This window comes from Dolichospermum sp. UHCC 0259 (genome assembly GCF_009711935.1).
GTDB lineage: Bacteria > Cyanobacteriota > Cyanobacteriia > Cyanobacteriales > Nostocaceae > Dolichospermum.
The window spans coordinates 1,245-26,786 of record NZ_VIKX01000161.1; the positions used below are offsets into that span (position 1 = coordinate 1,245).

General features: G+C 39.1%; 21 protein-coding genes and 1 pseudogene. 12 read left to right on the forward strand and 10 right to left on the reverse strand.

The genetic code is table 11. The features are described from left to right. Positions 1 to 49 precede the first annotated feature (49 nt). Together FJR05_RS12520 and FJR05_RS12525 are read right to left on the reverse strand one after the other, a co-directional pair. Positions 50 to 1,441, reverse strand: coding sequence for a UDP-glucose/GDP-mannose dehydrogenase family protein (locus FJR05_RS12520; protein WP_168644410.1), 1,392 nt, complete (start codon positions 1,439 to 1,441; stop codon positions 50 to 52). Positions 1,442 to 1,586: 145 nt separating this feature from the next. Next, positions 1,587 to 2,519: a UDP-glucuronic acid decarboxylase family protein gene (locus FJR05_RS12525; protein WP_168644412.1), complete on the reverse strand. Its 933-nt coding sequence runs from the start codon at positions 2,517 to 2,519 to the stop codon at positions 1,587 to 1,589. 417 nt (positions 2,520 to 2,936) lie between these two features. On the opposite strand from FJR05_RS12525, the gene FJR05_RS12530 reads away from it, so the two are divergent. The 3 genes from FJR05_RS12530 (at position 2,937) to FJR05_RS27960 (ending at position 5,114) form a co-directional block, all read left to right on the forward strand. Then, positions 2,937 to 4,427 (forward strand): acyl-CoA synthetase, encoded by a 1,491-nt coding sequence (locus FJR05_RS12530; RefSeq protein WP_168644413.1) that lies wholly within the window; start codon positions 2,937 to 2,939, stop codon positions 4,425 to 4,427. A 141-nt stretch (positions 4,428 to 4,568) separates the two neighbouring features. Beyond that, positions 4,569 to 4,826, forward strand: a complete 258-nt coding sequence (locus FJR05_RS12535) for a hypothetical protein (RefSeq protein WP_168644415.1) — start codon at positions 4,569 to 4,571, stop codon at positions 4,824 to 4,826. A gap of 9 nt (positions 4,827 to 4,835) precedes the next feature. Next, the gene (locus FJR05_RS27960; protein WP_371416885.1) at positions 4,836 to 5,114 is read left to right on the forward strand and encodes an HNH endonuclease; all 279 of its coding nucleotides are present in this window, start codon (positions 4,836 to 4,838) and stop codon (positions 5,112 to 5,114) included. Positions 5,115 to 5,368: 254 nt separating this feature from the next. On the opposite strand, the gene FJR05_RS27650 is transcribed toward FJR05_RS27960, so the two are convergent. Beyond that, positions 5,369 to 5,497, reverse strand: coding sequence for a hypothetical protein (locus FJR05_RS27650; protein ID WP_256376192.1), 129 nt, complete (start codon positions 5,495 to 5,497; stop codon positions 5,369 to 5,371). 64 nt (positions 5,498 to 5,561) lie between these two features. Between FJR05_RS27650 and FJR05_RS12550 the strand changes: the two genes are divergently transcribed. Next, positions 5,562 to 5,711 carry a hypothetical protein gene (locus FJR05_RS12550; RefSeq protein WP_168644417.1) on the forward strand — a complete coding sequence of 50 codons (150 nt, stop codon included), beginning with the start codon at positions 5,562 to 5,564 and terminating at the stop codon, positions 5,709 to 5,711. Positions 5,712 to 5,775: 64 nt separating this feature from the next. Further along, the gene (locus FJR05_RS12555; protein ID WP_168644419.1) at positions 5,776 to 6,501 is read left to right on the forward strand and encodes a pentapeptide repeat-containing protein; all 726 of its coding nucleotides are present in this window, start codon (positions 5,776 to 5,778) and stop codon (positions 6,499 to 6,501) included. Between the two features lie 130 nt (positions 6,502 to 6,631). On the opposite strand, the gene FJR05_RS12560 is transcribed toward FJR05_RS12555, so the two are convergent. Both FJR05_RS12560 and FJR05_RS12565 read right to left on the reverse strand, forming a co-directional pair. Continuing rightward, positions 6,632 to 7,081, reverse strand: coding sequence for a DUF29 domain-containing protein (locus FJR05_RS12560; protein ID WP_168644421.1), 450 nt, complete (start codon positions 7,079 to 7,081; stop codon positions 6,632 to 6,634). Between the two features lie 134 nt (positions 7,082 to 7,215). Further along, positions 7,216 to 9,471, reverse strand: coding sequence for a DUF1796 family putative cysteine peptidase (locus tag FJR05_RS12565; RefSeq protein WP_168644423.1), 2,256 nt, complete (start codon positions 9,469 to 9,471; stop codon positions 7,216 to 7,218). Positions 9,472 to 9,714: 243 nt separating this feature from the next. Here FJR05_RS12565 and FJR05_RS12570 point away from each other — a divergent pair, with 243 nt between their 5' ends. From FJR05_RS12570 to FJR05_RS12580, 3 genes are all read left to right on the forward strand, one after another. Beyond that, the gene (locus tag FJR05_RS12570; RefSeq protein ID WP_168644426.1) at positions 9,715 to 12,738 is read left to right on the forward strand and encodes a valine--tRNA ligase; all 3,024 of its coding nucleotides are present in this window, start codon (positions 9,715 to 9,717) and stop codon (positions 12,736 to 12,738) included. 215 nt (positions 12,739 to 12,953) lie between these two features. Next, entirely contained in the window at positions 12,954 to 13,388 is a 435-nt protein-coding gene (locus tag FJR05_RS12575; RefSeq protein WP_168644427.1) for a hypothetical protein, read from the forward strand. Positions 13,389 to 13,691: 303 nt separating this feature from the next. Continuing rightward, on the forward strand, positions 13,692 to 16,373 hold the full coding sequence (locus FJR05_RS12580) for an RNA helicase (protein WP_168644428.1): 2,682 nt from the start codon (positions 13,692 to 13,694) through the stop codon (positions 16,371 to 16,373). A gap of 225 nt (positions 16,374 to 16,598) precedes the next feature. Here FJR05_RS12580 and FJR05_RS12585 read toward each other — a convergent pair whose 3' ends face one another. After that, positions 16,599 to 18,095 (reverse strand): HlyD family efflux transporter periplasmic adaptor subunit, encoded by a 1,497-nt coding sequence (locus FJR05_RS12585; protein WP_168644429.1) that lies wholly within the window; start codon positions 18,093 to 18,095, stop codon positions 16,599 to 16,601. Between the two features lie 326 nt (positions 18,096 to 18,421). Here FJR05_RS12585 and FJR05_RS12590 point away from each other — a divergent pair, with 326 nt between their 5' ends. Continuing rightward, complete coding sequence (locus tag FJR05_RS12590; protein ID WP_168644430.1) at positions 18,422 to 19,327, forward strand: alpha/beta hydrolase; 906 nt, start codon at positions 18,422 to 18,424, stop codon at positions 19,325 to 19,327. A 112-nt stretch (positions 19,328 to 19,439) separates the two neighbouring features. On the opposite strand, the gene FJR05_RS26725 is transcribed toward FJR05_RS12590, so the two are convergent. The 4 genes from FJR05_RS26725 to FJR05_RS12610 form a co-directional block, all read right to left on the reverse strand. Then, on the reverse strand, positions 19,440 to 19,802 hold the full coding sequence (locus FJR05_RS26725; protein WP_174783682.1) for a hypothetical protein: 363 nt from the start codon (positions 19,800 to 19,802) through the stop codon (positions 19,440 to 19,442). Between the two features lie 11 nt (positions 19,803 to 19,813). After that, the gene (locus tag FJR05_RS12600) at positions 19,814 to 20,314 is read right to left on the reverse strand and encodes a hypothetical protein (protein WP_168644431.1); all 501 of its coding nucleotides are present in this window, start codon (positions 20,312 to 20,314) and stop codon (positions 19,814 to 19,816) included. 215 nt (positions 20,315 to 20,529) lie between these two features. Further along, positions 20,530 to 20,766, reverse strand: coding sequence for a DNA-directed RNA polymerase subunit omega (locus tag FJR05_RS12605; protein ID WP_027404411.1), 237 nt, complete (start codon positions 20,764 to 20,766; stop codon positions 20,530 to 20,532). Between the two features lie 20 nt (positions 20,767 to 20,786). Beyond that, the gene (locus FJR05_RS12610; protein WP_168644432.1) at positions 20,787 to 21,122 is read right to left on the reverse strand and encodes a hypothetical protein; all 336 of its coding nucleotides are present in this window, start codon (positions 21,120 to 21,122) and stop codon (positions 20,787 to 20,789) included. An 84-nt stretch (positions 21,123 to 21,206) separates the two neighbouring features. Here FJR05_RS12610 and FJR05_RS12615 point away from each other — a divergent pair, with 84 nt between their 5' ends. The 3 genes and pseudogenes from FJR05_RS12615 to FJR05_RS12625 form a co-directional block, all read left to right on the forward strand. Next, on the forward strand, positions 21,207 to 21,995 hold the full coding sequence (locus tag FJR05_RS12615) for a TIGR01548 family HAD-type hydrolase (protein WP_168644433.1): 789 nt from the start codon (positions 21,207 to 21,209) through the stop codon (positions 21,993 to 21,995). 107 nt (positions 21,996 to 22,102) lie between these two features. Further along, complete coding sequence (leuS, locus tag FJR05_RS12620) at positions 22,103 to 24,679, forward strand: leucine--tRNA ligase (RefSeq protein ID WP_168644434.1); 2,577 nt, start codon at positions 22,103 to 22,105, stop codon at positions 24,677 to 24,679. Positions 24,680 to 24,956: 277 nt separating this feature from the next. Continuing rightward, a pseudogene (locus FJR05_RS12625) lies at positions 24,957 to 25,435 on the forward strand (helix-turn-helix domain-containing protein); the annotation flags it as partial. Positions 25,436 to 25,542: the final 107 nt, after the last annotated feature.

The window sequence follows — 25,542 nt, forward strand, 5'->3', positions numbered from 1 at the left end:
TTTTTTCCCTCCCCTACTTCCCCTACCTCCCCTACTTCCCCTACTTCCCCTACCTTCCCACGCCTACATACTGGAATCCAGCCTTGATCATGGTTTGGGGATCAAGGAAATTACGACCATCAATCATGACCGCGTGGTTCATTAATTTTGCCATTTTCCCATAGTTCAAAGTGCTAAATTGTTGCCATTCTGTTACCAGTACCAAAGCATCACAGCCATCTGCTAGTCTTTCCGCATCAGTTTCTACTAACACACCAGAAAGCCCATGACGCATTCCTGTTTGAGAAATAATGGGGTCGTAAGCCTTGACTTTTGCCCCCAGTCGGTTGAGTTGTTCAATCAACATGAGTGCGGGTGCGTCCCGTAAATCGTCCGTATCGGGTTTGAAGGTTAAACCGAGTAGTCCCACAGTTTTACCTTTGAGGATTTTTAAAGCTTGTTGGAGTTTTTCTAGGGCGATGAGGCGTTGACGTTCGTTGACACTGACTGCGGCTTTCATGAGTTGGGCTTCATAGCCATAATCATCAGCGGTGTGAATGAGGGCGGAAACGTCTTTGGGGAAACATGAACCACCCCAACCAATCCCAGCTTGTAAGAACTTGCTACCAATGCGGGAATCTAAACCGATGCCTTTTGCTACTTGGGTAACATCCGCACCCACGCGATCGCATATATTGGCAACTTCATTAATAAAACTAATCTTGGTGGCTAAAAAGGCATTAGCCGCATATTTGATCATTTCTGCGGAACTAAGGTCTGTTACTAAAACTGGAACGGGAGGTAAAGACTGATCAACTGCAAATTTGCGTTCTACAATTGGGGCATATAGTTCTTTCATCATGCCTGTGGCTTGTTGACTATTGCCGCCTAAGACAATCCGATCAGGGTTAAAGGTATCATGGACTGCTGAACCTTCCCGAAGAAACTCTGGATTACTCACGACATCAAAATCGTTAGCAATCTCCGATAATTTATCATCACTAGATGTATCACCAGATGCAGCTAATGTTTTCTGACGTTCCGCAATCCCGTCTAAAACAATCATTCTTACCCAGTCACCAGAACCAATAGGAACAGTAGATTTGTTAACAATGACCTTATAACCACCATTGAGATTTTCGCCAATACCACGAGCTACAGCTTCTACGTATCGAGTATCGCTTTCACCATTGGGTAAAGGAGGAGTTCCCACAGCAATAAACAGAATTTCTCCATGATGAACACCAGCGGCGAGATCACTAGAAAATTGAATATTGCCACTATTAATAGCAGATTGCATAATTTCCGAAAGTCCTGGCTCAAAAATCGGCGACTGGCCAGACTTCATTAATTTTACTTTTTCCTCGTTATTATCTATGCAAATTACATTATGACCAATATGAGCCAAACAAGCACCAGTCACTAAACCTACATAACCTGTACCAATTACGCAAACACGCATTTTTAATCCCCTGTTTTTTTATAGTTGTTAGTTGTTAGTTGTTAGTTGTCAGTTGTCAGTTGTTCGTCGTTACTAATGACCAATGACCAATGACCAATGACTAATGACTAATGACCAATGACCAATGACCAATGACTAATGATTGCTAAACCTGTTGGAAACGTTGACGGAAATCTTCAATCATCAGTTTTAAACCGTCTTGGAGAGGAATGGTGGGTTCCCAATCTAACAAAGTCTGTGCCTTGGTAATATCAGGACGACGACGACGGGGATCATCAGCAGGTAGGGGTTCAAATTTAATTTGTGCATCTGGGTTAATTAAGTTTTGCACCGCTTGAGCCAGTTCTAAAATAGTATACTCATCAGGATTACCCAGATTTATGGGGCCAGTATGCTCACCATTCATTAATCGCATTAGCCCATTGACTAAATCGGAAACATAACAAAAGCTCCGGGTTTGTTGACCTTCACCATAAACAGTTAAAGGAACACCTCGTAATGCTTGCGCCACGAAATTGCTGACTACGCGCCCATCGTTTTCTAACATTCTCGGTCCATAAGTGTTGAATATCCTGGCGACGCGAATCTCGACTTTATTCTCTCTGTAGTAGTCAAATGCTAGGGTTTCAGCCATTCTTTTGCCTTCGTCATAACATGACCGAATGCCAATGGGATTGACGCTGCCTCGATAATCTTCAGTTTGGGGATGAATTTCTGGATCTCCGTAGACTTCGCTTGTGGAAGCTAATAAAAATCTGGCTTTAACCCGTTTGGCTAAACCTAACATATTGAGTGTGCCAATGACGTTAGTTTTAACAGTTTTAATGGGGTTATACTGGTAATGCACAGGGGAAGCTGGACAAGCCAGATGATAAACCTGATCCACTTCTAGGCGAATTGGCTCGGTGATGTCGTGACGAATCATTTCAAAATTAGGATTATCTAACCATTGGAGGAGATTATGTTTCTTTCCTGTATAGAAATTATCCAGGCAGATGACTTCATGACCATCATTCATGAGTCTGTCAATTAGATGAGAACCAATAAACCCTGCACCACCCGTTACTAAAATTCGCATATTGTCCTTTTTACTAACATATATTTTCAGTACCTATCATGCTTGTTTATATTACCCATATTGGTAACAAAAAAGCAGATTTCTATTTGGGAATTTCGTGTAAGGCTTTTAAGTTCGATGTTAATTGCCTGCCAGTATTCTCTAATGAATAGGTTACTTATGGGAATGTTTTATCAAATCTTTAAGAAAAGAATACAGTTTTTTAACTGAAGTTAAATATTTAAAGCACTGAGGATGGGAAATCTTTATTGATGCAACTGCAAGAGGTATTAACAAGAATTAACGCGCTGACTAATGGATTGTTATACCCAATGCCACTGAAAATTTCTATGAAAAATATTCTCAAAGATAGGTAGAATTTGCATATTGACACAAGTTGTCTAGTTAGAAGCAACTATAAATAAATTGGTAAAAAAAGTGAATCTCTCTTTGATTACTCGTGCTGAAAAGCATAATGAGAAAATAGCAATTGTTACAGGTGAAGAAGTATTTAGCTATGGGGATTTGCTCTACATCTCCGGGCTAATTGCCACAGGTCTACTTGAGGATACAGAAGACTTACAAGAACAGAGAGTTGCTTTTCTCATGCCTCCTGGGTTTGACTATGTTGCAACTCAGTGGGGAATTTGGCGGGCTGGGGGAATAGCTGTCCCGCTGTGTGTTTCTCACCCCCGTCCAGAATTAGAGTATGTGATTACTAATTCGGGAGCATCAATTATTGTTGCCCATCCCCAATTTGAGGATATACTGCGCCCAATTGCTACTGAAAAAAATTTACGCTTTATTCTCACCTCAGCAACACTCCCAGATCATGTTACTACCCTACCAAATATAGATATTCAAAGACGGGCATTAATTCTCTATACGAGTGGGACAACAGGTAAACCCAAGGGTGTGGTGATAACTCATGAAAATATTCAAGCGCAAGTAACTAGCTTAATTACTGCTTGGGAATGGACATCAAATGACCGTATTCTTAATATACTACCATTACATCATATTCATGGAATTATCAACGTCCTGACCTGTGCTTTATGGGCTGGTGCGGAATGTCATATATTAAGCAAATTTGATGCTGAAACTGTATGGAATCAGATTTGTGAGGGTAACTTAACCCTATTTATGGCAGTACCAACAATTTATGTAAAATTGATTGCTGCTTGGGAAAATGCTACTCAGGAACGCCAAAAAACCATGACAGCAGGGTGTAAAAAAATGCGTCTGATGGTTTCTGGTTCAGCAGCTTTACCAGTACAAGTATTAGCAAAGTGGCAGAATATTAGCGGTCATTTTCTCCTAGAACGCTATGGAATGACGGAAATTGGTATGGCACTATCCAACTCTTTACATGGTCAACGATACGCAGGATATGTGGGGCAACCTTTACCACAAGTCAAAGTTAGATTAGTAGATGAAAGTGGAGAATTAGTGCCACCAGGAATACCAGGAGAAATTCAAGTTAAAAGCCCTGGAGTGTTTTTAGAATATTGGCAAAACCCGCAAGCAACAGAAAAGGCATTTAGAGACGGCTGGTTTTGTACTGGAGATACCGCCATAGTCGAGAATGACAACTATCGTATTTTAGGACGAATGAGCGTTGATATCATTAAAACAGGAGGGTATAAGGTTTCAGCTTTAGAAATTGAGGAAGTGTTAAGAACCCATCCAGATATTCAAGAATGTGCAGTCGTTGGGGTGACAGATTTAGAATGGGGTGAGCGAGTTTGTGCAGCTTTAGTATTACTACCACAACGCCAATTGACATTAGAATCTTTGAGGAGTTGGGCAAAGGAGCAATTGGCAGTTTATAAGATTCCCACTCGCATTTTGATAGTTGATGAATTACCCCGTAATGCTATGGGGAAAGTAACTAAGCCGCAGGTGGTTGAACTATTTCAGGTAGGATAAAGAGCCGATAATTAACGCACCCTAACAAGAGCGGCGATATGCTTGTAGCAGTGCTGCCCTATCCCCGCAAAAAGTGTTACAATGAGTCACGGGTTTAAAGATGTCAAAAATATCTTTAATTAAGAGAGATGGTAAATCATTATGAAAACATCAATCAGTATTAATCCAGTTTATGAAGAAATAATAAACTTTCTTGCGGCTGGGATAACATCTCAAAGTTTAATTGAATTTCAAGCATCAGAAACGGTAAAAGAAAGAGTGGCTGATTTAATGTGTCGTGAGAAAAATGAGGGTATTTCTTCAGATGAAAAATCAGAATTAGATCATTATCTGATCTTGGAACATTTATTAAGATTGGCAAAGGCTCGCGCTTATGATTTTATTAAAGAGGAGGCTTAAAATTTAATTATGGAGCGTCCTTATTTGAATCAAGAAGTTCGCCGTTTAGTTGCCAAAAGAGCCGATTATTTATGTGAATATTGTCTTATTTTTGAAAATGATACCATTCTCGGATGTGCCATTGATCATATTATTAGTATTAAACATGGTGGTTCATCAAATATAGATAATCTCGCTTATTGTTGTGTGTATTGTAATCGTTTTAAAGGGAGTGATATTGGTTCAATCATTTTCGATAAAAAAGAATTTTTCCGTTTTTATCATCCTCGTTGGGAGAATTGGGGATAACATTTTCAACTGAATGATTCTACAATTGAACCACTGACAAATATAGGACAAGTAACTGCTAGAATTTTAGGATTTAATGATCAACTTCGTTTATTAGAACGTCAATTACTTATTAATAAGAAAAAATATCCTTCTTCTGTGGCAATTAGAAGAATGAAGACTTGAGAAAATGTTTTCCTACTCACAGCATCTACCTCGACGTGCAGCCAGTTCCTGTTCAATTTCGTCCTCGTTGAGCAGTCGCAAACCAACCCTTATGGCTGTTGGATTTCCCATAATTTTTGGGCTAAGGGGGTTTGTGGGACAAAATTGGATGCGGGGGGTGTTGTTTCTGATTCTGATTTCAGGAGTTCCACAAATTCTAAACCTTTTTTAGTGGTCAAAACCTTTATTTGTTGGGGTTTCTTTCGTCAACCCAACATACAAGATCAGCGATCTTGTAGGTAGATGATTATAGGAAAACTGCTCAAAGGCGATCGCTTCGCTAGTAATGTGATTGCTGAGTTAAAGTTAGTTAAAGAAATTACTAAATCTATTGTATATCAATCATTGATATTACGGAATAATAAAATAATTGGACAACACTCCTATCTATAGTGTTGAATACTGCTTGATCAGTAATGATGAATCAATTAACATTCAAAAGGCAGAAAGAAAAAACATGAGAAGATTTATTACATTCTTAATCGCTACTTGTTTAAGTGCTTTACTATCTCTAACTAGCTTTTCTAGTAATGCTTGGGCTTATAATCAAACTCAATTTGACCTTCTCAAAAGTGGTGTTGAACAATGGAATAATTGGAATTTACATGGTGGTAGAGGAAGTGAAGATATTGACTTAACTGGAGCAGACTTGAGTAGTTTAAACCTAACTGATGCTTTTTTACGCTTTTCAGACCTGAGTGGAGCAAATTTATCTGGTACTAACCTACATGATGCCGATCTCATTAGTGTTAAGTTAAACAATGCGAATTTGACAGGAGCAGACTTAACCGAGGCATCTTTTTCTGATACAGACTTCGGTGGAGCAAACCTAACCGGGGCAAATCTAAGTGGATACCACTATGTAGGTGATTTTATCAATTTTCAAGGCGCAAACTTGACTGATGCTAACTTGGATAGTGAGGATCTGAAAGGATGTGATTCAAGTATATATACATCTGACAGATATGACAGATATGACAGATATGACAGCTTCGACAAATACAGATGCGAAACCCGTTACCCAGGGGAGAAAAAAGGAGTTAGTTTCTATCAAGCAATTTACAATGAAAATACTCAATTTCCCTCTTCAGTAAGTCCAGAACTTGCTGTTGCCAAAGAACCACCAAATCCAAAGTGTGATGATCGTTACAACCGCTATAATCCAGAATGCTATAACTATTAGAACTTGCCTATTAACAGGAAAACCTGAATATTTGGTATAATTTTCCAGAGTTGGAAGATTAAAATTAAAAGATCCCTAACTTTTCAATTAAGTTGGGGATTTTATTATTTGTCAGGCTAAACTGACTTTCTCAATTAGGTAAATAATTAATATCGAGAACTTCCTCCAAAGAATAAGGGCATTCTGCGGGAAAATTTACTGTAAAACCTGTTTTTTCTTGAACATAACCTAAAGCATCCTCATAAATAGTTGTAAAAATAGAACTCAAATAATTGTACAAATTAGATGTTAATCTATCTTTTAACTGGACTCGAAAACTCCTAACTTCCGAACGCCAATGATTTTTATTTCTGTCATATTCTTGTGTCCAAAACTGCAACAATAAAAGATGTCTAATTACTTGTTCTAGTAAATTTTTAACTTGATGTTTATCTCTTTTTGCCAAAGATTCTAACTCCTCAATTAAATTTCCTAAATCTAACTCATCAAAACGACCTTGTTTTAATAATTGAATAGTTTCTAATAACCATAAATGATCATCAGTTTCATAGAGTTGCTGTAAATTAGTAATAACTGTCATAACTTTACCTTTTGTTATTTACAAGTTACACATACAATCACTATTGTAACATAGATATTTGGCGTTGCTGTATTGAAACATGAAATTGGAAAAATCACAATCTCAAATTTCAAAATACAACGCCAAATATTTATTTAGTTCTTCGGTGGATTTGGTGGACACCAGAAAAGGTTTTTACTCGACACTTCCAGGGATTCTAAAATACCTTTCATTACATCTGTACAATACATCCAATGTTCTAAATCGTCATACATTCGATCAGGATTGAACTCAAAATTGTAATGCAATACATTAGGCAAATTTGATAACTCATCAGAGGATTGGGGAGAAAGAATCAACAGTTGAAAAGGCTTACCTTGACATTGTTTTTCCAACTTATTCAACAGATCAATTACTCCTCCTCGGTCAGCAATTCCTGTGCGAATAAATAACACTTGATCACAATGATCGAGGGCATACCAAAACCTTTCCGAACGTGCGGTATAACGGACTCGCATCCGTTCATAGATAGGAGACATATCGTTAACAGGGTCTTCCGTGTCCTCAACTTCATGGGCAAAGGATAGACCGCCCCATTTGCTATGATAAATTCTGCGTTCCTCGGAATTGTAATGCAGTAAATGAGGATTCCACATATCATAAAAACGGTTTTCGATGATATCTGCAATATCTGCAATCTTGGTAGTGCGGGTCAAATCAAAGGGAAAGGCTGGACCATCGTATTCCATCTTATACAACATCATGCGGACGGCACAGCGATCGCCCAACGGCAAAATAGCCACACGGCTAATGTCTGATAATTGACATTTATATTGCAAAAATACTGCTGATTTCGGTGGTGCTTTCACTCGGCTTTCTAACCCATCGCTACCAATCATCATTGTCCGAAAAGGTGCATCGGGATGAAGGGGATCTTCATATACACCGGATGGTATAGCTTTTAATGCTTTGCGGATCTCCGTCCACATTGGCTGGATATTGTACTCATTATCTGATTCGTTAATAATCCAGATGTGATGTTCGTCTTTTTGTAAAATCCCCAGATGCCCATCATAGAATAAAACCTGGGAGTTATTCGGTGCAAAGAGATTGAAAGCCGCACTGTATTCCAAGTCAGCACCAGGGGGAATATTCACGGTTGTGGAGATAGTTCCATTCTCTTGCACAGCAAAGAAAGGGAGTATGCCTTTTTCAGCATTTTTGGCAATGTAAATACCGGGGATTAATCCTGCCTTATTTTGCAGCACAGTTTGTAATTCTTGCCAATAGGGAGCAATGGTATAATGATATTTGGATGGATTTCTCATCCGTAAACTCTTCTCCTCGATACAGGCACAGACATAGAAACCTGCATTGTCAAGGTAAATGGGAACTTCGTTCGGTTGCCAGAAGCGTTGTTTTTCCTTTGCTAATTCCTCTTTTTCAATTTGGAAGAGACGCAGATCAATTGCCTCATACATCAGGTTGTGACCGATGGTGTTAGGGTGAGATGGGTCGAAAGATATTCCCTCTTGCCAGCGTCCCTGACCATTATCTAATGGTGCTAACCAATCCAAAACCGGTACACCCCAATTCAACATTCGGTTATGTGTATCTTTCAACAACCAATGATGTTCAGGGGAAAAATCGCCATTGGGATAGACTCCCCCTAAAATTGGACGTGCGCCCAGTGTCCGGGTCATTTTTACCAACTGCTGCAAGCCACTTTCAAACCGTCGCTGTACTGCCCTGCGTTCGTGAGGAGAACAATAAGCTAACCCTTCATTACCCAGAGATAGGGCAATAATTACTATATCTGGTTTTTCTGGGGTGACAACTGAGGCAAATCGAGCGATCGTTCTGCTGACATTTGCGCCCGATTCTGATAAATTTATGACTTGATGCCCATATTTTTGCTGCAAATCCTCTGCCAACTGCCAAACCCAACCCCTCAATAACCAAGCCTTCTGTCCTAATGCAACAGAACTACCAATAACCACGATTTTTAGACCGCCTGAATCTTTTTCAATGGGTTTTATGCCAGTAAGATCCTGAAAGTATCCAAAGGGATAGGGCTGTAAATAACCATAAGCACCATCATCCACAACAATAGTACCGGACTGTTCTTCACGGTTGATGGGTAGCCAACGGTTTGCACCCATAGCTTCCCATTGTCCACGTCCTTTAGCATCAATGCGTACATACTTGTATTCAACTCTTTGGCAATTATCAGACTCCAAAGATGGTTGGATATCAATTTCTTTATCTGTCCACCATAAAGGATAACAATCGCCACTTGTCCGAAGATGAACACATTTGGTAATATCCCACAATCCCAATTCGGGTGTAGAACCGACTATACCAATGGATTCACCAGTTTGCGTGGAGGCAATAACCTGGAATTGATACATATGTTTTTGCTGGTTTAGGTGTACAGTGCCATGCGTAAAGGCAAAATCCTGGCAAATACCTTGACAGACTATCACATAGAACACCTAGTGAAGATGAAAAATATCTGCAAAATTACCCAGTTTTTCAACTTTGATTACGCCAAATCTTAAAACCCCTATTAGTCAGATTCCCAACAGATGACAAAGGTTTTCCAAGCCTGTGGCAAAATTGATTAAAGTTGTCATCCAATTACTATTCCCAGCATGACCGTAACTATTCCTAATCTCCCCAGTCTTTACGAAGCCTTCTCCACAGAAGCCAAATGGCAAAAATTCTGGGAAGACAATCAAGTTTACAAAGCTGACCCCAACCACAAAGGCGAACCCTACTGCATCGTTATCCCTCCACCTAACGTGACTGGCAGTTTGCACATGGGTCATGCCTTTGAAGGGGCTTTGATTGATACCCTAGTGCGTTACCACCGCATGAAAGGACGTAACACCCTATGGCTACCAGGAACTGACCACGCCAGCATTGCTGTACAAACGATTTTAGAAAAGCAACTCAAAGCCGAGGGGAAAACTCGCCATGATTTGGGGCGGGAAAAGTTCCTAGAACGGGCTTGGCAATGGAAGGCGGAATCCGGTGGGACAATTATTAATCAGTTAAAACGGTTAGGTGTATCCGTAGATTGGACACGGGAACGCTTTACATTAGATGAAGGTTTATCAAAATCTGTTTTAGAGGCATTTATTCGCCTCCATGAAGAGGGATTAATTCATCGTAGTAACTATTTGGTGAATTGGTGTCCTGCTTCTGGTTCGGCGGTTTCTGATTTGGAAGTAGAACCCAAGGAAGTAAATGGAAATCTGTGGTATTTCCGTTATCCCCTCAGCGACGGTTCGGGTTTTCTGGAAGTGGCGACAACTCGCCCGGAAACCATGTTGGGTGATACAGGTGTGGCGGTTAACCCCCATGACGACAGATATAAACACCTAATTGGGAAAACCGTAACTTTACCAATTATGAACCGGGAAATCCCGATTATTGGTGATGAATTGGTGGACGCGGCTTTTGGGACAGGTTGCGTGAAAGTGACTCCAGCCCATGACCCCAATGACTTTGAAATGGGTCAACGTCATGATTTGCCGTTCATTAATATTATGAACAAAGACGGTACATTAAATGAAAATGCCGGTGATTTTCAAGGTCAAGACCGCTTTGTGGCGCGGAAAAATTTAGTAGCCCGTTTAGAAACTGAAGGCGTTTTAGTCAAGGTTGAGGACTATAAACATACAGTACCTTATAGCGATCGCGGTAAAGTCCCTGTTGAACCTCTGCTTTCTACTCAATGGTTTGTGAAAATCCGCCCTCTAGCTGATAAAACCCTAGATTTTTTCGATAATCAAGATTCCCCCGAAATTGTTCCTCAACGTTGGTCTAAAGTTTATCGTGATTGGTTAGTAAATCTGCGTGATTGGTGTATTTCTCGCCAGTTGTGGTGGGGTCATCAAATCCCCGCTTGGTATGCTGTCAGCGAAACTGAAGGAGAAATTACCGACTCCACCCCTTATTTTGTCGCCCGTAATGAAGAGGAAGCTTTTTCTAAAGCTAAAGTGCAATTTGGGGAAGATGTAAAATTAACACAAGACCCCGATGTTTTAGATACTTGGTTTTCCTCTGGACTGTGGCCATTTTCCACTTTAGGTTGGCCTGAAGAAACACCAGATTTAACGGCATATTACCCCACAGCGACCCTAGTAGCTGGATTTGATATTATCTTTTTCTGGGTAGCTAGAATGACGATGATGGGAACACATTTTACCGGAAAAATGCCGTTTAAAACTGTGTACATTCATGGTTTAGTCAGGGATGAAAATAATAAGAAAATGTCGAAATCGGCAAATAATGGCATTGATCCTTTATTGTTGATTGCTAAATATGGAACTGATGCTTTACGCTATACCTTAATTAAGGAAGTTGCGGGTGCTGGTCAAGATATTCGTTTAGAATATGACCGTAAAAAAGATGAATCTACCTCTGTCGAAGCTTCTCGCAATTTTGCCAATAAGTTGTGGAATGCAGCCCGATTTGTAATGATGAATTTGGATGGACAAACCCCAGCCCAATTAGGTCAACCAGTTCCCACAGAATTAAGTGATAAGTGGATTCTTTCCCGTTTTAACCAAGTTGTTAAACAAACTAATCATGATATTGAAAATTATGGTTTAGGTGAAGCAGCAAAAGGACTTTATGAATTTATTTGGGGTGATTTCTGTGATTGGTATATTGAATTAGTCAAATCCAGATTACAGAAAGATGCAGAACCCGCATCTCGTAAAGTTGCCCAACAAATAATTGCCTACATTCTCGAAGGGATTTTAAAATTACTCCATCCCTTTATGCCCCACATTACAGAGGAAATTTGGCAAACTCTCACCCAACAACCCACCGAAAATCCCCAACTTTTACCTTTACAATCCTATCCTGAAGCCGATGAAAATCTGATTGATTCAGCTTTAGAAACACAGTTTGATTTGTTAATTGGCACCATTCGGACAATTCGCAATTTACGGGCAGAAGCAGATATTAAACCTGGGGTAAAAATTACTGCAAATTTGCAAACTGAAAGCGCAAGTGAAAGATTTATTCTTACTGCGGGACAGGCTTATATTCAAGATTTAGCCAAGGTAGAAAATTTAACAATTGTTGATACTAATCCTGTTGTTGTTCCTCAAGAGATTGCACAAGTTGAAGATAATAAATATTGGGGTGGAATCAAGATCATCGGTTTAACAATTGTCGCCCTTATCGGCTTGAAAGTAGCTGTATTTGTGGGAAATACTGCATTAGATATTCCCTTCTTTGGAACTAGCTTTGAAATAGTTGGTTTGGGTTATGTTAGTTGGTTTACTTTCCGTTATTTACTCAATGGGGAAGCAAGAGAAGAGTTGTTTGCAAAATACTTTCCACCCAGTGAAACACCAACTGAACCAGAATTGCCACCAACTGCACCCCAGGAAAAAGAAAATTCCATTGCGGGTGTTGTCGGGACTGTTCAGGTAGTTATTCCCTTAAAAGGAGTTGTAGATATTGAAGTTGTCCGTGCAAAACTGGAGAAAAGCTTACAAAAAGCCGAAGCGGAAGCCCAATCTTTAAGTGCCAGATTAAGTAATTCTAAGTTTGTGGATAAAGCCCCCGCAGACGTGGTACAGACTGCAAGAGAGACTTTAGTAGAAGCACAAAAACAAGCAGAAATTTTACGCATACGTCTGGAGACATTATAGGAGGAGTCAGGAGTCAGGAGTCAGAAGTTAAGAGTCTCTTATCATCAGGCTTTTACTCTAGATTCTGTATCTCATTCAAGTGCATACCGCTATATCGTAGATATTGCTTTAATGGGTGATTGGTGATTGGTAATTAATTGTGAAAATTCCCTATTACCCATTACCCATTACCCATTACCCATTACCCATTACCTATTACCTATTACCTAAAAATTATGTTATATCTTGCCAAAGTACATAAAAATGATTTTTTAGATCAGTATGAATTACGTTTATTAGCCCGTCAAGAATCACCAAACTTTTGGTTAACAATTTCCGAAGAAACTTTAATTCTTTTAGGAAAAGGTCATGCTATACATAATAAGACTATAAATAATAACTTATTAGTTTTAGTTAAACTATCTCCTGGCGGTGAAATTGAAACAATTGAAGATGCTACTGACTGGGTAATTAATCTAGTGGAAATCTATCTTTCTCCGGGAATTACTCCTGAGTTTCTCCAACAAGAAGCGGTAAAAATGGAGAATTGGCAGCAAAGTTTAACTTTACAAAATCAAGATTTAGCCCGTCGTAGTTTAGAATTAGAAGCCCGTCGTGAACAAATCGAGGCTTTAGAAGAAAAATATCAGAACTATGAATTGGGTGATTAAGTTGATTTTTCTGATTAATTAATCATCTAAGTTAAAATATCACAGTTCAGCAGTGCTAAACCCCTACCCGGAGAATCAAATAATTAAGCCGTGTTGGGTATATCTCCTGCTAGAAATGGCTGTTCATCTGTTCTTACCTCTTAGTCAGTGTAATTGACTGTCGAGTTCTCCGCAAAATTGCTGAAATAGTAAAATGATTAAAAAAAGCTCAGTAATACTTCCACAACTCAGCTTTTCCTCTCAACGTAGCAAACCACGAATCACGTTATGATAGTGGATAGTCTGCTTGTAAATTATGATTGAGTGAATTATTCCGACTCCGCTAATCAAATTGACCTTGGGTCAATCTTCCCCTTTGAATTAGATCAATTCCAGAGAGAAGCGATCGCCTCCCTCAATGCTGACCGTTCAGTAGTTGTCTGTGCGCCCACAGGTTCAGGAAAAACCCTCATCGGGGAATATGCTATCTATCGCGCCTTATCTCGCGGGAAACGGGTATTTTACACCACTCCCTTGAAGGCGTTATCTAATCAAAAACTTCGAGACTTCCGCGAAAAATTTGGCTTTGATCAAGTTGGACTCCTCACCGGAGACGCTTCCATTCACAGGGATGCACCAATTTTGGTTATGACCACAGAAATTTTCCGCAATATGCTCTATGGCACACCTATAGGTCAAATCGGGATCTCCTTGACAGACGTTGAGGCTGTGGTCCTAGATGAGTGCCACTACATGAACGATCGCCAACGGGGTACAGTCTGGGAAGAATCCATCATCTACTGTCCCCGCAGCGTCCAACTTGTAGCCCTTTCTGCCACCGTTGCCAACAGTGATCAACTCACCAGTTGGTTAAATCATGTTCATGGTCCCACAGACCTGATTTACTCTGATTTTCGCCCCGTTCCCTTAGAATTTAACTTTTGTAATCCCAAGGGCTTATTTCCCTTATTAAATGAAACTAATACCAAGATTAATCCCCGCTTAGTCAAAAAGGCTAAAAAAGGATATTGGGAAAAAGGCAAAGCTGGTAGACCAGAACCGCCTGGTATTATTTATACCCTGAGCCAACTGCAAGAACGGGATATGCTACCCGCAATTTACTTTATCTTCAGTCGTCGGGGCTGTGATAAAGCCGTTGAAGAAGTTGGTGATTTATGGTTAGTTAATAATGATGAGTCACAAATCCTCCGCCAACAGATTGACGAATTTTTACGCAAGAATCCCGATGCTGGTAGGGCTGGACAAGTCGCCCCACTGTATCGAGGTATAGCTGCTCATCATGCCGGTATTTTACCAGCTTGGAAAGGATTAGTCGAAGAACTGTTTCAACAGGGATTAATTAAAGTTGTATTTGCCACAGAAACCTTAGCAGCGGGAATTAATATGCCCGCACGGACAACAGTTATTTCTACTTTGTCTAAACGGACTGATAGTGGACACCGCTTACTCAATGCTTCGGAATTTTTGCAAATGGCAGGTCGTGCCGGTCGTCGGGGTATGGATCTCCAAGGTTATGTAGTAACATTACAAACCCCCTTTGAAGGCGCAAAAGAAGCATCTTATTTAGCTACATCCAAAGCTGATCCTTTAGTTAGTCAGTTTACACCCAGTTACGGCATGGTATTGAACCTGCTGCAAACTCACACCATAGAAAAAGCCAGAGAACTGATAGAACGCAGTTTTGGACAATATATGTCCAACTTGCATTTGCAACCAAATTTTGAAGAATTAGCGCAAGTTCAAGGCGAATTATCGCAAATTCAGTCACAACTGGCGGAAATTGATGAAAGTGAATTGATGCAATACGAAAAACTGCGTCAACGCTTGAAAGTAGAACGCCAAATTTTCAAAACTTTGCAAGAACAGGCACAGGAAGATAGACAGGCACAATTAGCAATGATGCTAGATTTTGCCATATCTGGAACTATGTTGAGTCTCAACGACAGAAACGCCATGTCACCCCTACCGATAACAGTAGTGCTGGTTGACAAGGCCGTGAGTATGGGTGAAACATCGTATTTTGTTTGCTTGGGGCAAAATAACCGTTGGTATGTGGCAACTTCAGCAGATATATTAGATATGTATGCAGAAATGCCGCGAGTAGAAATACCAAATGATCTCATCCCCCCTTCAGAATTGAGTTTTAAACGCGGACAATCAATTCGTGGTGATGAAAGTACGATGGCGATCGCTCAAAGCATACCCAACCCTGAAGAATTTAACCATCTACCCACAGAAGTAAGAGAACAACTCAGTCGCCTAACTGCTGTCCAAGAACAGTTAGAAAACCATCCCATCTTTAAATCGGGGAATATTGCCAAAATATTCAAAAATAGGGCGCGTTGTGTGGAATTGGAGGCAGAACTTGAACATTTACAAGAACAGGTATCACTACAATCCCAAAGATATTGGGAAGAGTTTCTCTGTTTAATTGAAATTTTGCAATTCTTTGAATGTTTAGATAACTTAGTTCCCACAAAATTAGGAGAAATTGCCGCAGCCATTCGTGGTGAAAACGAATTGTGGTTAGGTTTAGTTCTAGCCAGTGGAGAATTAGATCATATTGGTCCCCATAACCTAGCAGCAGTCATAGCCGCTTTGGTGACAGAAAGCCCCCGTCCAGATACTAAAGTAGATTTTAACCTATCAGCGGAAGCGGACACAGCCTGGTTAACATTGCAACCGATTCGCCGTGCTGTGTTAAAGGTGCAGTATCGTCATGGGGTAGCCTTACCTGTTGGTTTGGAAACTCGTTTTATTAGCTTGATTTCCTTGGTAGAACAGTGGGCGCTAGGGGTAGAGTGGAAAGCATTATGTGAAAAAACCACTTTAGATGAAGGGGACGTGGTGCGAATTTTACGCCGCACTCTAGATTTATTATCCCAGATTCCTCATGTTCCTAATTTACCAGATGTGTTGCGGCGCAATGCTCAACGAGCGATGCAGTTAATTGATAGATTCCCTGTGAATGAAGCGATGGAATAATTAGCTAACTAGGGTGTGAGGGTTAGGAGTCAGTAGGGGCGAATAGCCATTCGCCCCTAGAGGATGTTAATGAACCACGAAGGAGCGAAGGACACGAAGGAAGAAGGAAGAAGGAAGAAGGAAGAAGGAAGAGATGGGTTGAGCAATTAGCGCTCGGATTTATGCGGTGATTTTTAGTTAATCTGCAAGAGTTTTACGCATCTACTAACAACTGACAACTGACAACTATCTCACAGAAAATGCCTCGCTAAAACGTCGAGTAATCGGTTCAATAATGAATGTTAAAACCGACTTTTTGCGAGTGACTATTTCAGCATTTGCAGCCATACCGGGATTGAATTCTACGTCTTTTCCCCGTACATTCAAAGAATGTCTACTTAATTTAATTCTGGTGGGAAAAACCAAACCTAAATCTTTATCAATTACGGCATTAGGACTAATTTGTAATACTTCACCGTCAACTACACCAAATTCTTGAAACGGGAAAGTGGCAATTTTGACCTTTGCTTTCATTCCCTGATTAATAAAACCAATATCACGGTTAAGAACTTTTACCTCTAGCAGCATTTCTTCTCCTTCGGGTAAAATTGATAGTAGTTCTTCTCCAGATTGGACTGGCCCTTTGGTAGCTTTAATTTTGTAAATTGTGCCAGCAACGGGGGCTTTAATCGTTTCTCCGTCTTTTTGTTGTTTGGCTTGTTCTAATTGACCGGCAACTGTAGCTAATTCTTCTTTGCGTTTATTGATTTGGGTGAGAATTTCACTTTGACGTTCTGAGGTTAACCGGATATTTTGATTTTTAGCTGTTTGATAAGCCTGTTCTGCTTGATTTATTTCTTGAAATTGGGCAGCAACATCTTTTTCTAAAGAGGCAATTTTATCTTTTGCTTCTGTTAAATTATTTTGATTTTTGGTAACTTCATCAGCATTTCTGATAATATCTGCATTGGCACGATTTAATCTTTCTTTAGCATCTAAATAATCAACTCTAGTTAAAGCACCGGGTTCAACTAAGGTACGAAGATTTTCTTCCCGTTGTTGGGCAATAGATAAATTATTATCTAACATAGAACGTAAGCTTTTAACATTCTCTAAGTTTTTTTGCCCATTGATAAAACTGACTTTAGCATTGGCTAAATTTTCTTGTAAGCGACTCAAACGGACTTTAGCTTGGTTGAGAATAGATTGTTGACGTTTGGCTTCTGCTGCTGCTGCTGCTTGTTTGGCTTTGTAGTCTGATAACCGCGAGTTTAAAAGTTCATCTTGGAGGATTGTTCCCGCAGTTTTGCCTCCAGCACGTTCAGCTTGTAATCGTTGTAAATCATCTTCAATTAATTTACTAGATTTGGCCAAACGGTTGACATCTGTTTGTTGAAAATTGGGATCACGTTGAATGAGAATTTGATCTTTGGTGACGCGATCGCCTTCTTTCACTTTTACTGTTAATATAGAACCATTACCCAAAGCTGTCACCGGTCTAACTTGGGTAGAAGCAATTAATTCTCCTGTTGCTGTGGCGACTTCATCAATTTCTGAAAAATGCGCCCAGGAAATTGTGCCAAAGATGATGAAACTAATTGTTCCTGCTAATAATCTTGTATAAAGCGGTGGTAATTCCTGGACAGCTTTGCCCAATTCATAGGATAATTGTTCTTCTGGTTTCGCAAATCTTTCTTTTGTTTGACGCGCTTGCACAGCATTTGCAGCTAGGGAAAATTTCATAATTTGTCAGATTTCTAGAATTATTGAACGCAGATGAACGCAAATAAACGCAGATAAAGACGGATAAATTCATGGATTTTATGATTCTGTCCAGCTTCACATAAAATTGGTATGAGCAATGACTAAATGTTTAATATTAATCTATGCCAATATAAAATATTGTTATAAAAGTCACTACTTTTTCAGATCTCTGACTTCTTTGAGAAATCGGGGATCTATATCTATATTAATTATCTGTATTTATTCCTACAGTTAGAAGCAAATTTCTCTACAATGTACGTTAATAAGCTAGTAGCTTACTAGACAGGAACGTAAAAATTAACTCTATGATTTACCATAGCAATGCGATCGCCTCTCGTAAAGAGGGAACTTTTTCAGGTGTGGGTGGGCTTGATTTATATTATCAAAGTTGGAATCCTGGAGGTGACATCAAGGGAATCTTAGTCATAGTTCATGGACTCGGAGGACACAGCGGACTTTACAAGACCATAGTTGACCATTTGTTACCAAAAGAATATGCTATCTATGGTTATGATTTACGTGGTCATGGGCGTTCATCTGGTCAAAGAGGTTACATTAATACCTGGGCTGAATTTCGTGATGACTTACAAACTTTCCTCAATTTAATTCAACAACAACAACCAGGATACCCAATTTTTCTATTAGGACATAGTATGGGGGGCGTAATTGCCTTAGATTATACTCTTCGTTATGTGCAAGATAAATCTGCGTTGTCAGGTGTGATTGCTTTTGCACCCAGCATTGGTAAAGTGGGAGTACCTGTGAGTCGCGTAGTTTTAGGTAAATTACTCTCCCAGGTGTGGCCGCGTTTTTCCTTAAATATTGGCTTGGATTTCAGCGCAGGTTCACGAGATCAGAAAATCCTAGATTCCTATACTCAAGATAAATTACGCCATACTCTCGCTACTGCTAGGCTATCTACAGAGTTTTTTAGTACAGTAGATTGGATTCATAATCATGCGAAAAAATGGCAAGTACCATTGTTAATTTTACATGGTGGTGCGGATAGAATCGCCTTACCAGCAGGAAGTGAAATCTTTTATCAAAATGTTATCTATCCAGATAAATTAAGAATTGAATATCCTGGAGGTTATCATGATTTACACTACGATATTAATTATCTTCAAGTAATCACTGATTTAGTTAATTGGATGGATCAACATTTACCTACTGGGGTAGTTCCATTAGAGTCAACAATAAATAATGAATAATCAATAAATATGATGAGATACAGTGATTAAATTGCCAAACCCGTAGGGGCGGGGAAACCCCGCCCTCGATTACTTCTATTCCCTGTTCCCTGTTCCCTGTTCCTTCTGAATATCAATTAATCCGAAATAGATAAAAACCAACAAGTACCAAAATAAAAATCATAGTTGTAGAATAGACAATTACATCTTTCACTAAAAAAGAAATCCAATCTTTTCTCAACTCCTGTTTAAACTTGAGTTCTCGTAATTTACGCTCAAGTTCTATATCTTCTTGATCAGGTAATCTAGTATAAGGGATAATCTGGATATCATCAATAACTTCCTCTGTCGTGTCTGAATTTTGCCAATTATCTAATCCAGGATGAGAGTCAGGAGAAATTATTGGTAAATTATCCAGATTGCCATTTTTAAGCTCTTTTTTAATGACCTTTTTCGCAATTTTGACAATTAAATCTTCTAAGTTTTTATCCGCCATATTTGGTAAAGTTACCTCTTTTGAACAGGGGGACTAAAAATATTGACTAAAACTTGGACAAGGTTGTTTCTTTGACGACGATTAAGTTTACTAATTGCCAGGCGATCGCCAACTAGAGGATTTTGCCTTAAAATATCATTACCTGGATAACTATCCACATATATAGTCTCATTCGCATCCAAATAATCAGCCAAAGTCAGTTTCCAATCCAGGCGATAAATCGGGGATCTACCCTTATTATAAATATGATAGCGAATTAGGCGACTAGCTAAAGTATTTGTAGCCACAATTTTTCCAGTTGTCTTACTAACATATTGATTTTCTTGGGGAAAATCAGGAATTTGTTGATATACTTTTTGCCAGATATCGCTAGGAGTAAATATTTGCGCGACTGCGGGCGAAATATGCAATAAATTACTATTTCCTATTCCCAAAACGACTATCACCACCGTCATTAAAGTAATGATAAATTGTGAAAAAAATTGCCCTCTCAAAAGCTTTTGCTGTTTCATTTGCATTATCCAAAATACCCCCAAACTTAGAAGTAAGGCGACTAGGACCGCAAGGCGGAAGTCAAAAGTCAAAAGTCAAAACTGAGACAGTATAGGCTTTTTAACGATTTAGAATGGTTGGTTTATTTACGCCGTGTTGTACTAGCACCGCAAGGCGGAAGTCAAAAGTCAAAATGTGAACAAATATTCTGACTCCTGACTCCTGACTCCTTAAATTACAATTCACCGATAATTTCTGGCTGATTTAATTCATCAGACATTTCAATAATTGCTCTAAGTACAGGCTTCATGATTGAATCTTCGTTATTTTCAAAATCTTCATAACGTCGCCGTTTAGCACGATTTGCCACCTGTACAGTAATGCGATAGCGGTTTGACGCAGCACTAATTAATTCTTCAGAACGGTGCATGATTTGAGACTGAGTTGTCTCGAATTTGGAACGCTTAAGCATAATTGATAACTCTGGAGATTCTATCCTAGTTTACTCGGATTTTTCAAATTTAGATATGGAAATGGGAACGATCCTTGGGAAATTTGCCTAAGCAGGACAATGAGACTGAGAATTTGCCGGAATTGTTGGATTTTTTGCTTAAAAATTTGGTTCTCTAGTTGGAGATTTTCAATCTTTTCTTTAGCTAAATAAATATTATTTGGTAACGTATGTAAAGCTGCATAACTAGCACATTCATATTCATTAAATATATCTGTTATCAATGCTAGAGTATTTTTTGCTTTTCGTAATTGTTGAGCTAACTGAAGGAGCATAATAGAAATAAAGATGTTAATCAGAACAACGATAGTTACCATTTTTTATTTTTAGGCACAATGCTAATTAAAAATCACATAGAATTACTATAGAATTTTGTATATCCTCCTTTTCCAATTCCTATCATGACCACAAGCACAAAAGCAATAGTTGTATTTGATATAGATGGTGTTATCCGCGACGTTAGCGGCTCATATCGTCGCGCCATATCCGATACAGTCGAACATTTTACCTCTCAAGCCTATCGTCCCACACCCACAGACATTGACAACCTCAAATCAGAAGGAATTTGGAATAATGATTGGGAAGCCTCCCAAGAATTAATTTACCGCCATTTTGTCAGTCAAGGACAACAGCGAGAACAACTACAATTAGATTATGAAAATATTGTCACTTATTTTCAAAGCCGTTATCGCGGTACAGACTCAGAAAATTGGAACGGCTACATTTGTCATGAACCTTTATTAGCACAGCCTAGTTATTTTCAAGAATTAACAAAATCTGGTATTGCTTGGGGTTTTTTTAGTGGTGCTACTCGCTTGAGTGCTAACTATGTTTTGGAAAAACGCTTAGGTTTACAATCTCCCATCTTAATTGCTATGGAAGACGCACCCGGTAAACCAGATCCTACTGGACTTTTTGCGACTATTAACATCTTAGAAAATGGTAGTAATCAGAAACAAACCGTCGTCTATGTAGGTGATACTGTAGCAGATATGCACACTGTAGAAAAAGCCAAAGCCCTAGATAACTCTCGAACTTGGTTAGGAATTGGAGTATTACCTCCTCACGTTCAAGAAACAGCAGAAGTCCGTGAAGCTTATACACAAAAGCTGATGCAAGCTGGAGCAAAAATAGTGTTTAATAATGTGCAAGAATTAACAATGAAGACGATTTCCAAATTAGAATTGTGATTTCCTGAAAATAAGAAATTTCATTGACTAAAAGGCATAATACCTTCGGGGCAGTCGAGATTATGCCACAATAGCGAAATTAGCTAACAGCATTAGGAGTTTTAGTTGTGGAGTCCCCCCAAAAACCGTCATACCAACCAGCCGCAATTGAGGAAAAATGGCAAAAAACATGGTTAGAACTTGGCTTAGACAAAACACCCCAAGATCAAAATAAGCCAAAATTTTACGCGCTTTCCATGTTCCCATACCCCTCCGGTAGCTTGCACATGGGTCATGTCCGTAACTATACAATCACAGATGTCATTGCCCGCCTCAAACGAATGCAAGGGTATCGGGTATTACATCCAATGGGTTGGGATGCTTTCGGACTACCGGCAGAAAACGCCGCCATTGATAGAGGTGTACCTCCTGCCAAATGGACATATCAAAATATAGCCCAAATGCGGCAACAATTACAACGTCTGGGTTTATCCTTAGATTGGGAAACTGAACTTGCTACCTGTTCTCCCGATTATTACAAATGGACGCAATGGATTTTTCTGCAATTTTTACAAGCTGGTTTAGCTTATCAAAGAGAAGCCGCAGTTAATTGGGACCCCATTGATCAAACAGTATTAGCTAACGAACAAGTTGATAATGAAGGACGTTCTTGGCGAAGTGGTGCAATAGTAGAACGTAAATTACTACGTCAATGGTTTTTTAAAATTACCGATTACGCCGAAGAATTATTAAATGATTTGGATAAACTCACAGGTTGGCCTGAACGAGTCAAATTAATGCAAGCCAATTGGATAGGAAAATCCACTGGTGCATATTTAGAATTTCCTATTGTCGGATTAGATGAAAAAATCGGCGTTTATACCACCCGTCCAGATACCATTTATGGTGTGAGCTATGTCGTATTAGCTCCAGAACACCCCTTAACTCAAGTTATTACCACATCAGAACAAAAAGCAGCGGTAGAAGCCTTTATCAAGGAAGTCAGCAACCAAAGCGAGTTAGAAAGAACAGCAGAAGACAAACCAAAACGCGGTATTCCTACAGGTGGAAAAGTCGTGAATCCTTTCACCGGCGAAGAAGTACCCGTATGGATTGCAGATTATGTTCTCTATGAATATGGTACAGGTGCGGTGATGGGTGTACCTGCCCATGATATCCGAGATTTTAAGTTTGCCAAAGAACAGAATTTAGCTATTAAAGTAGTAATTGTCCCAGAAATTGGTGCAGAGGAAACTTTAAAATCAGCTTATACAGAAGCGGGAATTTTAGTTAATTCCGGTGACTTCAATGGCATGAATTCTGTAGATGCGAAAAAAGCAATTATCGAATTTGCCGAAAAACAAAATTTTGGTAAATTAAGAATACAATATCGCCTCAGAGATTGGTTGATTTCTCGACAACGTTATTGGGGCGCACCTATCCCTGTGATTCACTGTCCTGAATGTGGGATTGTGCCTGTACCTGACAAAGATTTACCTGTACAATTACCGGAAGATATTGAATTAAGTGGTCGTGGTGGTTCACCTTTAGCACAATTAGAAAGTTGGGTAAATGTCCCTTGTCCAACTTGCGGTACTCCTGCGAAACGGGAAACCGATACAATGGATACTTTTATTGATTCTTCTTGGTATTTCTTACGTTATCCAGATGCGAAGAATGAAGAAAAGATTTTTAATTCCAATAAAGTAAATGATTGGATGCCTGTAGATCAATATGTGGGGGGAATTGAACACGCAATTTTACATTTATTGTATTCACGTTTCTTCACCAAAGTATTAAGAGATAGAGGTTTATTTAACTTTGATGAACCATTTCAAAAGTTGTTAACTCAGGGAATGGTACAAGGGTTAACTTACATGAACCCGAATAAAGGTGGTAAAGATAAATGGATTCCTTCAAATTTGGTTGATGCTAATAATCCTGTAGATCCACAAACTGGAGAACCTTTACAACGTCTCTATGCTACCATGTCCAAATCAAAAGGAAATGGTGTTGCCCCGGAAGATGTGATTAATAAATATGGCATTGATACGGCGCGAATGTTCATTTTATTTAAAGCACCTCCTGAAAAAGATTTAGAATGGGATGAGGCTGATGTTGAGGGACAATTCCGCTTTTTAAATCGCGTTTGGCGTTTGGTGACAGATTATGCTGCAAGTCCAAAACAACGGACAACTGACAACGGACAACTGACAAAAGCCGAAAAAGATTTGCGTCGCGCCATTCATATTGCGATTCAAGCAATTACGGAAGATGTGGTAGATGAATATCAATTCAATACAGCAATTTCGGAATTGATGAAGTTAAGTAATGCCTTGACTGATGCTGATTGTCATAATTCGCCAATTTACGCGGAAGGGATTCTAACTTTGGTGATTATGTTAGCACCGTTTGCACCACATATTGGTGATGAATTATGGCAATTGTTGGGGAATAAAAATTCTGTGCATACCCAAACTTGGCCAAGTTTTGATCCTGCGGCTTTGATAGCTGATGAAATTACTTTGGTGATTCAAATTATGGGTAAAACTCGCGGTGCTATTCAAGTTCCTTCCCAATCTGATAAAGCAGAATTGGAAAAATATGCTCGTGAGTCAGAGGTTGGACAACGTTATCTTGAAGGTAAAGAAGTTAAAAAGGCGATCGTTGTTCCTGGTAAGTTGGTGAATTTCGTTTTGGGTTAATAATTTGTTTGTAGGTTGGGTTGAGGAACGAAACCCAACACCCCTTACTATCCTCTCACTAATGTTGGGTTTCACTTCGTTCAACCCAACCTACAATAATTGGCTCTTGCGTCACTTTTATGATCAAAACTAAAATTACCGAAATTTAATGCCGATAAATTTAAGCCATAAAAGCTGAAAACTCTATCTCTGTAAAGGTTTGCAAACTTTTAAATACAAGGGAATCAGTATAAGAATATAATCATAATTATCAAATACAAAAGTTTTAGGGATAGTTATGAAATTTAGCGTAGATCAAATTCTCAATCTCCCAGATATGAAAGTGTTAGATTTTCAAGAAATTGAAGGGGCAGGAATAATTATAACAATAGAAAAAGCTGCCAACTATTCTACTTGCACAAACTGTGAAAAAACTACCTATAGTATACATCAAAATCATTGGACATTCGGCTTCGCTCAGTCGAGCCGCGAATGATTCATGATTTGTCTTGGAGTGAGAAACCAGTATTGTTAAAAATAAATCGTCGCCAGTTCAAATGTCATAAGTGTCAAAAAGTATTTAGTGAAAATCTAAACTTTGTAGATAAAAGTAAAGGATATACTAAAAGATTAGCCAGAGATATAGTTGAACAAGTATTAGACAGTAATATTCATAGTGTTGCCGAAAGAAATGACTTGAGCGATGAAGAAGTTGAATCAATGTTAAAATCACAAGTATCACAAATATTAAACATTAATTTAAGTCAGGTAAAAAGGTAATGACTTTTGTTCTTCCCTCCCCTGCTCCCCTGCTCCCCTGCTTGCCTTCACCCGTCATTTTTGGATTGACAGACTACTAGTACACTACGGCGTAAGTGAACGAA

What these genes read in the sequence shown, in the direction of transcription:
- FJR05_RS12520 (WP_168644410.1), bottom strand. Translation starts at nt 1,441, where the DNA reads ATGCGTGTTTGCGTAATTGGTACAGGTTATGTAGGTTTAGTGACTGGT.
- FJR05_RS12525 (WP_168644412.1), bottom strand. Translation starts at nt 2,519, where the DNA reads ATGCGAATTTTAGTAACGGGTGGTGCAGGGTTTATTGGTTCTCATCTA.
- FJR05_RS12535 (WP_168644415.1), top strand. Translation starts at nt 4,569, where the DNA reads ATGAAAACATCAATCAGTATTAATCCAGTTTATGAAGAAATAATAAAC.
- FJR05_RS27960 (WP_371416885.1), top strand. Translation starts at nt 4,836, where the DNA reads ATGGAGCGTCCTTATTTGAATCAAGAAGTTCGCCGTTTAGTTGCCAAA.
- FJR05_RS12550 (WP_168644417.1), top strand. Translation starts at nt 5,562, where the DNA reads ATGATTATAGGAAAACTGCTCAAAGGCGATCGCTTCGCTAGTAATGTG.
- FJR05_RS12555 (WP_168644419.1), top strand. Translation starts at nt 5,776, where the DNA reads ATGAGAAGATTTATTACATTCTTAATCGCTACTTGTTTAAGTGCTTTA.
- FJR05_RS12560 (WP_168644421.1), bottom strand. Translation starts at nt 7,081, where the DNA reads ATGACAGTTATTACTAATTTACAGCAACTCTATGAAACTGATGATCAT.
- FJR05_RS12565 (WP_168644423.1), bottom strand. Translation starts at nt 9,471, where the DNA reads ATGTATCAATTCCAGGTTATTGCCTCCACGCAAACTGGTGAATCCATT.
- FJR05_RS12570 (WP_168644426.1), top strand. Translation starts at nt 9,715, where the DNA reads ATGACCGTAACTATTCCTAATCTCCCCAGTCTTTACGAAGCCTTCTCC.
- FJR05_RS12575 (WP_168644427.1), top strand. Translation starts at nt 12,954, where the DNA reads ATGTTATATCTTGCCAAAGTACATAAAAATGATTTTTTAGATCAGTAT.
- FJR05_RS12585 (WP_168644429.1), bottom strand. Translation starts at nt 18,095, where the DNA reads ATGAAATTTTCCCTAGCTGCAAATGCTGTGCAAGCGCGTCAAACAAAA.
- FJR05_RS12590 (WP_168644430.1), top strand. Translation starts at nt 18,422, where the DNA reads ATGATTTACCATAGCAATGCGATCGCCTCTCGTAAAGAGGGAACTTTT.
- FJR05_RS26725 (WP_174783682.1), bottom strand. Translation starts at nt 19,802, where the DNA reads ATGGCGGATAAAAACTTAGAAGATTTAATTGTCAAAATTGCGAAAAAG.
- FJR05_RS12600 (WP_168644431.1), bottom strand. Translation starts at nt 20,314, where the DNA reads ATGAAACAGCAAAAGCTTTTGAGAGGGCAATTTTTTTCACAATTTATC.
- FJR05_RS12605 (WP_027404411.1), bottom strand. Translation starts at nt 20,766, where the DNA reads ATGCTTAAGCGTTCCAAATTCGAGACAACTCAGTCTCAAATCATGCAC.
- FJR05_RS12610 (WP_168644432.1), bottom strand. Translation starts at nt 21,122, where the DNA reads ATGGTAACTATCGTTGTTCTGATTAACATCTTTATTTCTATTATGCTC.
- FJR05_RS12615 (WP_168644433.1), top strand. Translation starts at nt 21,207, where the DNA reads ATGACCACAAGCACAAAAGCAATAGTTGTATTTGATATAGATGGTGTT.